6 protein-coding genes are annotated in these 10,727 nt (G+C 52.3%); 1 reads left to right on the forward strand and 5 read right to left on the reverse strand.

All coding sequences use genetic code 11. The annotated features are described in order from the left end of the window. Positions 1-2: 2 nt before the first annotated feature. Positions 3-671 (reverse strand): dethiobiotin synthase, encoded by a 669-nt coding sequence (gene bioD, locus NSCA4_RS0106630; protein WP_016687409.1) that lies wholly within the window; start codon positions 669-671, stop codon positions 3-5. Next, the gene (bioA, locus tag NSCA4_RS0106635) at positions 668-1,960 is read right to left on the reverse strand and encodes an adenosylmethionine--8-amino-7-oxononanoate transaminase (RefSeq protein WP_016687410.1); all 1,293 of its coding nucleotides are present in this window, start codon (positions 1,958-1,960) and stop codon (positions 668-670) included. The genes bioD and bioA overlap by 4 nt, the downstream gene beginning before the upstream one ends. Positions 1,961-2,154: 194 nt before the next feature. Between bioA and NSCA4_RS0106640 the strand changes: the two genes are divergently transcribed. Beyond that, positions 2,155-4,230 (forward strand): LysM peptidoglycan-binding domain-containing protein, encoded by a 2,076-nt coding sequence (locus NSCA4_RS0106640; RefSeq protein ID WP_016687411.1) that lies wholly within the window; start codon positions 2,155-2,157, stop codon positions 4,228-4,230. A gap of 384 nt (positions 4,231-4,614) precedes the next feature. On the opposite strand, the gene NSCA4_RS0106645 is transcribed toward NSCA4_RS0106640, so the two are convergent. Genes NSCA4_RS0106645 through NSCA4_RS0106655 form a run of 3 tightly spaced genes read right to left on the reverse strand, consistent with a single transcriptional unit; the run spans position 4,615 to position 10,600 of the window. After that, complete coding sequence (locus tag NSCA4_RS0106645; RefSeq protein ID WP_016687412.1) at positions 4,615-6,033, reverse strand: efflux transporter outer membrane subunit; 1,419 nt, start codon at positions 6,031-6,033, stop codon at positions 4,615-4,617. A gap of 59 nt (positions 6,034-6,092) precedes the next feature. Next, positions 6,093-9,308, reverse strand: a complete 3,216-nt coding sequence (locus NSCA4_RS0106650) for an efflux RND transporter permease subunit (RefSeq protein WP_016687413.1) — start codon at positions 9,306-9,308, stop codon at positions 6,093-6,095. Positions 9,309-9,319: 11 nt separating this feature from the next. Then, positions 9,320-10,600 (reverse strand): efflux RND transporter periplasmic adaptor subunit, encoded by a 1,281-nt coding sequence (locus NSCA4_RS0106655; protein WP_016687414.1) that lies wholly within the window; start codon positions 10,598-10,600, stop codon positions 9,320-9,322. Positions 10,601-10,727 lie beyond the last annotated feature (127 nt).

Genomic DNA, 10,727 nt, shown 5'->3' on the forward strand with positions numbered 1-10,727 from the left:
TTTTAATCGTTTTCAGACGACCTTTCGTCCGTCTCCGTTTTGTCCAGCTCCATCCACTCCGCATCGGGAAACTCTGTTTTCAGACGACCCTTTAGATACGCCAAGCTGTCTTGGGCGATGTGTTCGTCGCGGCTGTCGTGGATATGATTGAAAATCAGGCTGTGCAGACTGATGCCGTATTGTTTGAGTGCGGCGAAGCTGAGCAGGGTGTGGTTGATGCTGCCGAGCCGCCCGCTGGTAACGAGAATGACGGGATAAGCCTGTTGCTGAATATAATCAATGGTTAACAGGTTTTCTGTCAGCGGAACCATCAACCCGCCCGCGCCTTCGACCAACACGATTTCGTATTGTGCCGCCAACTGCTGCGTGGCGGTGCGGATTATATCCAAGTCCAACGCCCTGCCATCCAGACGGGCGGCGAGATGAGGCGAGGCGGGATAGCTGAAGATTTCGGGCATGGTCAGCCGCTGTTTGTCGGCTTCCTGCATGGGTATGCCCATGATTTTGCGGTGGACGGCGATGTCGTCGGCGATGTTTTGGCAACCGGTTTGCACGGGCTTTTGCGTGATCACGCTTTTGCCCTGCTGCAACAATTTTTTTGCCAATACACCGGTGGCGACGGTTTTGCCGATGTCCGTGTCTATGCCGCTGACGAAGTAAACGCCTTTCATTTGCTGTGTTCCTTCAAGATTTGCACGGTTTTGTCGGCAAGTTCGGTCAAGAGGTCGTCTGAAATAATGTAGGGCGGCATGAGGTACACCAGCCTGCCGAACGGGCGCACCCAAATGCCCTGCGCCACGCAGTCCGCTTGAAAACGCGCCATATCCACGCCTTTTTCCAACTCTATCACCCCGATGGCACCCAAAACGCGCACATCTTTCACGCCGCGAATGTCCCACGCGGTTTTCAGACGACCTTTCAGGATGCTTTCGATGCGGCGGATATTCGCCTGCCAATCTTGGGTCAAAAGCAGCTTGACCGAAGCGCAGGCAACGGCACACGCCAGCGGGTTCGCCATAAATGTCGGACCGTGCATGAACACGCCCGCTTCGCCGCGCGAAATCGTTTCGGTGACTTTTTGCGAAGTGATTGCCGCTGCCAGCGTCATATAGCCGCCGCTCAAGCCCTTGCCGATACACATAATATTCGGTACGACGTCCGCATGTTCGCAGGCAAACATCTTGCCCGTGCGACCGAATCCGGTAGCGATTTCGTCAAAAATCAACACGATATCAAATTCGTCGCACAAATCGCGCAATCCGCGAAGATACTGCGGATGATAAAAATACATGCCGCCCGCGCCCTGTACGACCGGTTCCAAAATAAAGGCGGCGATATCCGCATGATGCGCTTCAAACAAGGCGCGGACAGGCTGCAAATCCGCCTCGTCCCATTCATCGTCGAAACGGCTTGTCGGATTATCGACAAAATAACGCTGCGGCAGAGCGCTGCCGAAAATATGGTGCATTCCCGTTTCCGGATCGCAGACGGACATCGCGTTCCAAGTATCGCCATGATAACCGCGCCGCACCGTCGCGATATTCTGCTTCGCGGTCAAACCCCGCGCCTGCTGGTATTGCACCGCCATTTTCAACGCAACTTCCACCGAAACCGAACCCGAATCCGCATAAAAAATACGGTCCAGTCCCTGCGGCAAAATCCCGACCAACAACTTGCCCAGTTCCACCGCCGGCTCGTGCGTCAAACCGCCGAACATCACATGCGACATTTGCTTAATCTGCGCCTCAACCGCCTGATTCAAAACGGGATGATTGTAGCCGTGTATCGCACACCACCAAGACGACATCCCGTCAATCAACCGCGTACCGTCCGCCAATTCGATATGCACGCCCTCCGCACGACGCACCGGATAAACAGGCAACGGGTCGGTCATGGACGTATAGGGATGAAGCAAGTGGGCACGGTCGAAATCGAGCAGGGAGGAATTTTTGGAAATCATAGGATGTTCTTTATAGCATGTTCTTTTGCTTAATCTGAATTTGACGGCATATATACGCAAACCGCCGTATTTTCGCGACAAATTTTATCATTAAGCCCCGGTCATATGTAAATTACCCTCATATCCTTGACGTTCACATGAATCAGACAGTAACATCGCCAAGACTGAATAATATATATTGATAATTGACTACTATGGCAAAACTGAAAACCATCGCCCTGACGCTGTCCGGTTTATCCGCCGTTTCCGGCGCGGCCGCCGCACAAAACGCCACTCCCAACCAAACAGGTATGGCAATGATGCGGCTCAATTCTGCCCTTCTCGACCAAGCCAAAGCCAAGACTTTCGGTTCCGGCAGCCTGTGGGCCTCGTTGAAAAAAGACTTCCGCATGGGCGAAGTCAATTCCGAGCTGGTCCGACGCCACGAAAGCAAATTCGCCGCAAACGGTGCCTATTTCGACCGCACCATCACGCGCAGCAAACCTTATATGTACCATATTGCAACCGAAGTTAAAAAACGCAATATGCCCGCTGAAATCGCGCTCCTTCCCTTCATTGAAAGCGCATTCGTCACCAAAGCCAAATCCCACGTCGGCGCATCCGGCCTGTGGCAGTTCATGCCGGCAACCGGCCGTCATTTCGGCTTGGAAAAAACACCTTTGTATGACGGCCGCCACGACGTATATGCCGCGACCGACGCCGCGCTGAACTACCTGCAATATCTACACGGGCTGTTTAACGACTGGTCTTTGGCATTGGCTGCATACAACTGGGGCGAAGGCAATGTAGGCCGCGCCGTCAACCGTGCCCGCGCACAAGGCTTGGAGCCGACTTACGAAAACCTGCGCATGCCGAACGAAACACGCAACTACGTTCCAAAATTGCTGGCTGTCCGCAATATCGTCGCCAGCCCCCAGACTTTCGGCATGAATATCAGCGAAATCACCAATCAGCCCTATTTCCAAACAGTCAGTATTGACAAACCCATCGACAACAGCACCATCGCCCGCCTTGCCAATATCAGCGAGAGCGAGCTGCTGACATTGAACCCTGCCTTCAACGCACCTGTCTTCATCCCGAAAAACAACCGCAAATTATTGCTGCCTGTTTCCGCCGTATCCGCATTCGAAAAAAATTACCGCAATGCAAACCCCGAGACACTGCTCTCTTTCAATGCCTATACATCGGCCCGCAATACCAATCTGAACAAGATTGCGACAGAAGCCGGGATGAGCGTTGCCGAAATCAAACGCCTGAACGGCTTAAACGGCAATTCGCTGTCTGAAGGACGTACCATTTTGGTTGCGCAGAATAATACTGCGACCAAACAGAATATGATTAATTTCATCGATACTGACAATACTCCGGATACCTACCGTTCGAATATGCCGACAATGGCGCCGATTCAAACGGCAGAACTCAAAACCGATACAGTCAAAACAGTCGTCATCCCTGCCAATACGGTTGCACAAGAACAAGCTTCGGCAAGCTTCGATTTTGTTGCCAATACCAAAGCTGCAACTGCCCCTGTTGCCGCCGATACCGTTACAACCGTTCAGCCCCGTGTAGAACGCGTTCAAACCGTACAATCCACGGAAGCAAAACCTGCTGCGGACACAACTGTGATTGCGGCAGCCGAGCTTGCACAACCTGCCTTCACCTTAACAGAGCCGCAGGTTGTGGCATCCGCAAAATCAGCTACCCCTTCCAATCCTTCGGCAGTCGAAGAACCTGACCAAATGATGGCATTGCTTGCCAATGTTGATTCACATCTGCAAAAAGCAGAAGAGGATCAAACAACTGTTGGTCAAAATATGACGCATCATCAAGAGGTTGACGCTACCAAGGCGCGCAGCGAACGCATTGCCGAAAATATTGCAAAACACCAACGTCGTACTGAAGCACGATTGGCAAGGGCAAATAATCAATCATCTGCCCAGCCGACAATTATGGCAGGTTTGCACCGCGTAGCTGATGGAGATACTTTGTTCAATATTTCCAAACGCTACAACTTGAGCGTTGCCGATCTGATTGTCGCCAACAATATCAAGGGCAGCAATATCCGCAAGGGGCAGCTGTTACGCGTTGGTGCGGCTCCGGTCAAAACCCGTAAAAACAACATCCAAAATGTTTCTTATACAGTCCGCAGAGGCGATACGCTCAATACGATTGCCAACCGCTTTAACGTAGATGTCAACGATATCCGCCGCTGGAATAAAAATACCCGAACCGTTACTCCGGGTCAGCGTTTGAAATTGATAGGCAGCTAACCGTGTAATCAAACAGCAAAGGTCGTCTGAAGTTTTCAGACGACCTTTTTATATCGTGAATCGTAATAGGAAATACCTAATCATATTTATTCTGCGCAAACAGTAATCCCGATCTCAGATTGTCAGTCATGCTTAAAATTGCCGTAGCTCAAACTCCTAGATATAGTGGATTAAATTTAAATCAGGACAAGGCGACGAAGCCGCAGACAGTACAGATAGTACGGCAAGGCGAGGCAACGCCGTACTGGTTTAAAGTTAATCCACTATACCTTACCCGCTAGCCCAATCCATCCATATTGAACCATGCAAAATATAAAAACGTCGTCTGAAACCTGATGTCCGGTTTTCAGACGACGTTTTTAATGCCGTTTATTTCGAACAGTCTTACTGCTGTGCGGCTGACTGGCTAACGGTTTCGCGTTTCAAACCGCCGCCGAGTGCTTTATAGAGGTCGGCGAGGTTTTCGAGGCGGGTGAGCTGGTTGGCAAGCAACGCGGTTTCTGCGCCATAGCTGCTACGCTCTGCGTCAAGCAGGTCGAGGGCGTTGGATACGCCGTGTTTGTAGCGCAGATTGATGAGACGCAGGGTGTCGTTGTAGGCGCGGCTTTGTTTGTTTAGCGCGGCGTAGCTCTTGTCGAGTTGCTCGCGTGCGACCAAGGCGTTGGATATGTCTTGGAAAGCGGCTTGGACGGCGGCTTCGTACGCGACGATTTGCGCTTCTTTACGCAGCGTGGCTACGTCGAGATTCGCTTTGTTACTACCCCAGTTGAAAATCGGCAGGGTAATGGAGGGGGCGAACGACCAGATGCCTGTACCGCTTTTGAAGAGGCCGCTCAACTCACCAGACGCCGTACCGACCGATCCGGTCAGGCTGATGGTGGGGAAGAAGGCGGCACGCGCTGCGCCGATGTTGGCATTGGCTTGTTTGAGCGAGTGTTCTGCGGCGCGGATGTCGGGACGGTTCAGCAGGACTTCGGAACTCAAGCCGGCAGGCAGTCGGGTGATTTTGAACTGTTTGCTTAAAGGCAGCGCGGCAGGCAGGTCTTCCGGCAGGGGTTGGTTAATCAGGGTCGCCAAGGCATTGCGGGCTTGTTCGCGGTTTTTGACGGCGTTCGCGTAATCGGCTTTGGCGGATTCAATCAGGGCTTCCTGTTGGCGCAAATCGACGGCGGAAATCACGCCTGCTTTGTGGCGCATTTGGGAAAGTTTGTAGGTGGCTTCGCGGGTTTTGAGGACGCGCTGCGCCAATGCCATCGATTCTTGGGCGTACAGTTCGTTGAAATGGGCTTTAGCAGCGGCGGCAATCAAGGCAAGGTGGGCGGCATCACGGTTCGCGGCTACGCTGAAATAGCCTTGCAATGCGGCTTGGCTGTTGCTGCGGACACGTCCGAAAAGGTCCAGCTCGTACGCTGCCGCGCCCAAACCGACGGTGTATTCGCTGCGGATAACGCCGCCACTCAAACTGCCTACCCGAGTTCCGGTACCGCTGGCGTTGATGCTCGGCAGCAGGTCGTTGCGGGCAATCATGTATTGTTTGCGGTAGATTTCGGCGTTCAATGCGGCGGTGCGCAAGTCGGTATTGCGTTCCAACGCGATGTCGATAAGGCGGTGCAGGCGCGGGTCGGCAAAGAAGTCCTGCCAGCCCAAGTCGGCTGCGCGGATACCGTCGTCAAAGGTGTCGTATTTGAAGGTTTCGGCAACTTCGACCTGCGGTTGTTCGTATTTCGGGATCATGGTACAGGCGGATAGCGCGACGGCTGCGGCGACGGTACTCAATACCGTTTTGTATGTCTTTTTGTTCATAAGGATTCCTTGAGGTCGTCTGAAATCCGTGTCTTAGGTTTTCAGACGACCTTTTTTGCTTAGTGCTTGTTGTCTGTATTTTGATCTTCGAGGGAAATCATGCCTGCTTCGGCAGCGTGTTTTACTGCCATTTCATGTTCATGCTGAGTTTCCTTGAAGAATTTGCGCACGATGACATAAAAGAGCGGCACAAGGAACACGGACAAAATCGTACCGATCAACATGCCCCAGAACACAGTCGTACCGATGGCACGCTGGCTGGCAGAGCTGGCACCGCTGGCAACATACAGCGGAACCACGCCCAAAATGAAGGCAAACGAAGTCATGATAATCGGACGGAAACGCAGGCGGGCGGCTTCCAACGCAGCTTCCAGTGCGCTCTTGCCCTGCGCTTGCAGGTCTTTGGCAAACTCGATAATCAGAATCGCATTTTTCGCACTCAAACCCATTACGGTTACGAAACCGACTTGGAAGTAAATATCGTTGCTAAACGACGGAACACTGCCCAACAAGGCTTCAAAAATATTGCGTCCGGTCACGCCCAATGCCGCACCGACCAAACCCAACGGAATCACAAGGATGACCGCCAGCGGAATCGACCAACTTTCATAAAGCGCGGCAAGTACCAAGAATACGGCTGCAATCGCCAAACCATACAAAATCAGGGTTTGAGAACCGCCTTTGGCTTCTTCGCGCGACTGACCGCCCCACTCCAGACTGTAACCGCCGCCCATTTCATCCACCATTTTCTGTACTTCTGCCATTGCCTGACCGGTAGATACGCCGGTGGCAGGGGAAGCAGAAAGGCTCATTGAAGGATAACCGTTGAAGCGTGTGCTTTGCTCCATGCCTGTCTGCCAGGAAACAGTGGCGATGGTAGAAAGCGGTACGGCGACTCCGGAGCTGTTGGGTACAGTCAGGTTCAGGATGTCGGCAGGCTGCATACGCGAACTTGCGTCAGCTTGCACCATCACACGTTGCAGACGACCTTTGTTCGGAAAGTCGTTGACATAAGACGAACCTAAAGCAGAAGCCAAAGCGGTACGGATGTCGGAGAAGGAAATGCCTTGTGCGGCGGCAGCGGCACGGTTGATGTCGATTTTCAACTGCGGCGCATCTTCCAGACCGCTAGGACGGACGGTACTCGGATTAAACAAACTGCTGGCACGCATCTTGCCGATCAACTCATTGCGTTTCGCCAGCAATGCGGCATGACCGGTATTGTTACGGTCTTGCAGGTTGAGGGTCAGACCCGAAGCATTACCCAGCTCCATAATCGGAGGAGGTGTAATAGCAATACCGAAACCATCTTTAAGCGAGCCCATCATCATACCGGTCAGCTTGTTTGAAATAGAAGTTGCATCACTGCCCGGAGTTTTACGCTCATTCCAGTCTTTAAGTATGGCAAAACCCATAGCCATGTTTTGACCGTTGCCTGAGAAGCTGAAACCGGAAACGGTAATAATGTTTTCAATTTCAGGGATGCTTTTTGCCAACTGCGTAACTTGTGCAAGCGTCGCATCGGTACGCTCTTTGGTCGCGCCCGCAGGCAGTTGCACGCTGACCATGATGAAGCCTTGGTCTTCGGTCGGCAAGAAAGAGGTCGGCAAACGCATAAACAGGAATACGCCGACGGCCGCCAAACCGATGTAAACAACCATCATGCGCAAAGTCTTACGCAAGACTTTGGCAACCCAGCCTTCGTAGCCGTGTGTCCACTTGTCGAATTTTTTGTTGAACCAACCGAAGAAACCTTTTTTCTCTTCGTGATGACCCTTCTGAATCGGTTTGAGCATAGTGGCACACAATGCCGGCGTCAGCGTCAGCGCGAGGAATGCGGAGAATGCAATCGCTGCCGCCATGGTTAAAGCGAACTGTTTGTAAATATTACCGGTCGCGCCGCTAAACATCGCCAAAGGTACGAATACGGAAATCAGGACGGCGGTAATACCGATCACCGCGCCGGAAATCTGACCCATTGCTTTTTTGGTTGCGGCTTTAGGCGGCAAACCTTCCGTCGCCATAATACGCTCGACGTTTTCAACGACCACAATCGCATCATCGACCACGATACCGATGACCAATACCATCGCAAACATGGTCAATACGTTAATCGACATGCCCATATATGAGATGAATGCAAAACCGCCCAACAGCGAAATTGGCACGACAATAGTCGGAATCAGCGTATAGCGGATGTTTTGCAGGAAGAGGAACATCACCAAAAATACCAATACGATGGCTTCCAAAAGCGTATGAATCACTTTTTCAATCGAAATATCGACGAATTTGGAAGTGTCGTAAGGCGTTTTCCAGCTCATACCCTGCGGGAAGTATTTTTGCAGGGTCTCCATTTTTTCCTTCACTGCGGTGGCGGTTGCCAAAGCGTTACCGCTGTTGGACAGCATCACCGCCATACCGGTGGTGTTCACGCCGTTCAGACGAGTAGAGGAAGAATAATCCTGCATACCCAAGCTGACTTTTGCCACATCTTTCAGATAAACATTAGAGCCGTCGGTATTGGAAACCAAAATGATATTGCCAAACTCTTCAGGCGTGCTCAGTTGCCCTTGTGCCGTAACGGTCGCCGAAATGGTCTGACCCTCAGCCGCAGGCAATGCACCGATAGAACCTGCCGAAATTTGGATGTTTTGTGTCGCAAGCGCATTGGTTACCGTAGCAAAAGACAGGTTGTAGTTTTGCAGTTTTTTCGGATCAACCCAAATACGCATAGCGCGTTGCGCACCAAACAGTTGCACCTGCCCTACCCCGTCGATACGTTGCAGCTCGGGAACGATATTGCGCTGTGCGTAGTCGTTCATTTCTTCGGTGGACTGCACGTCTGACGAGAGCATCACAATCATCAGGAAGTTGGAGCGTGCTTTGGATACGGTTACACCATATTGTTGCACGGTCGCAGGCAAGGTATTCAACACCTCGGAGAGTTTGTTCTGTACGTTCACCTGCGCCAAATTTTCGTTGGTTTCAGGTGTAAACGTCAGACTGACCGTACCTGAGCCATTGGAGTTAGCGGAAGTGGTCATATAGTCCAAACCTTCCACGCCGTTCATATTGCGTTCGATAACGGAAAGCACGCTGTCTTCCATTACCTGCGCGGATGCACCCGGATAAGTGGCGGCCAGCGTAATGGTCGGCGCGGCGACGGACGGATATTGGGAAACCGGCAGACTTCTAATGCCGATAATACCCGCTGCGATAATAAAAATCGCAATGACCCATGCAAAGATGGGGCGGTCGATAAAAAACTTAGCCATGGATGCCTTCCTTATTTAGCCGCGGATGCCGGTTTGGCTTCAGAGGTCGTCTGAACGTCTTTCTTCACTTCGGAAGCAGCTTTAGGCGCGGCTTCTGCGACACTTCCGGCAGGTGTCCACTCTTTAGGTGTCACCTTTTTCGCACCCATCATACCTGCGATACTGGTGCCGTCCACAACAACTTTGTCGCCGTCGTTCAGACCCGCAGTAATAATCCAGTTGGTTCCCTGCTGCTGGGCAACGGTTACTTCGCGCGGCTCCATTTCGCCTTTGGCGTTCACAATCATCACGGTATCTTTCGTACCGCGCGTTACTGCCTGCTGCGGCACGACAAAAGCATTGTCGGCAGCCACTTGTTCCATCAAGACACGCACATAAAGACCGGGCATCAGGATATTTTTGTCGTTCGGCACTGACGCACGCAAGGTAATTTGTCCGGTTGCTTCGTTCACAGACGGATCGGAGAACAGCAAACGGCCTTTATGCGGATAAACTTCTCCGTTGTCGAACTTGATGCCCACTTCAATCGCGCCGTCCACGCCCGACAGCTTGCCTTCGGCAACCTGTTGGCGCAGCTTCATCACTTCGGTCGCAGATTGAGTGATGTTCACATACATAGGATTGGTTTGGCGGATGGTCGCCAGTACGGTCGTATCGCCCGCGTTCAACAGCGTACCTTCGGATACTTTAGACTGACCGATGAAACCGGAAATCGGCGCGGTAATGCGCGCCCTGTTCAGATTGATACCGGCAGATTTGATTGCCGCTTGCGCCGCTTTGACGCTTGCTTCGGCTGAACGTTTCGCCGTTACCGCCGCATCATAGTCCTGTTTGCTGATGGCATCGGCGGCAACCAGCGGTTTGTAACGCGCCAAGTCGGCATTGGCTTTGGCGAGGGTCGCCTGCGCGCTTGCCAACTGGGCGCGAGAACTTTCCAGATTTGCTTCATAGGTGGAGCTGTCGATTTGGTAAAGCGGCTGCCCGGCGCGGACATAGCTGCCCTCTTGGAACAGGCGTTTTTGAATGATACCGCCGACTTGCGCACGGACATCCGCCGTACGCAGCGACTCCAAACGACCCGGCAGTTCGGTCGTCAGCGCAACGGTTTCAGGATGAACGGTAACGACGCCGACCACAGGAGCAGGAGCTTGTTGTTGTGCCGCTGCCTGCTGCCCTTTTCCATCTTTTGCACCCTGTGCCGCATCGGTTCCTTTGTTACACGCCGAAAGAGCCAACGCGGTAGCGGCAGCGATTGCCGCAATGCGCATCACCTTAGAAGCATCAAAAATCATTGATTTTCCTATCTAGATAATTGTTATGAAGTTTCACTATATACTTTGTTATCGGAGCCGATTTTTGGTTCCGAAAACGACAAGTGCCTGCCTCAGCATCTGAAGCAGGTCGTCTGAAAAAGAGTTT

Origin of the sequence: Neisseria sicca 4320, assembly GCF_000193735.1 — a bacterium.
Classification (GTDB): domain Bacteria; phylum Pseudomonadota; class Gammaproteobacteria; order Burkholderiales; family Neisseriaceae; genus Neisseria; species Neisseria sicca_E.

Excerpts from the sequence above, each read along its gene's own strand:
- bioD (WP_016687409.1), bottom strand. The coding sequence starts at position 671 with ATGAAAGGCGTTTACTTCGTCAGCGGCATAGACACGGACATCGGCAAA.
- bioA (WP_016687410.1), bottom strand. The coding sequence starts at position 1,960 with ATGATTTCCAAAAATTCCTCCCTGCTCGATTTCGACCGTGCCCACTTG.
- NSCA4_RS0106640 (WP_016687411.1), top strand. The coding sequence starts at position 2,155 with ATGGCAAAACTGAAAACCATCGCCCTGACGCTGTCCGGTTTATCCGCC.
- NSCA4_RS0106645 (WP_016687412.1), bottom strand. The coding sequence starts at position 6,033 with ATGAACAAAAAGACATACAAAACGGTATTGAGTACCGTCGCCGCAGCC.
- NSCA4_RS0106650 (WP_016687413.1), bottom strand. The coding sequence starts at position 9,308 with ATGGCTAAGTTTTTTATCGACCGCCCCATCTTTGCATGGGTCATTGCG.
- NSCA4_RS0106655 (WP_016687414.1), bottom strand. The coding sequence starts at position 10,600 with ATGATTTTTGATGCTTCTAAGGTGATGCGCATTGCGGCAATCGCTGCC.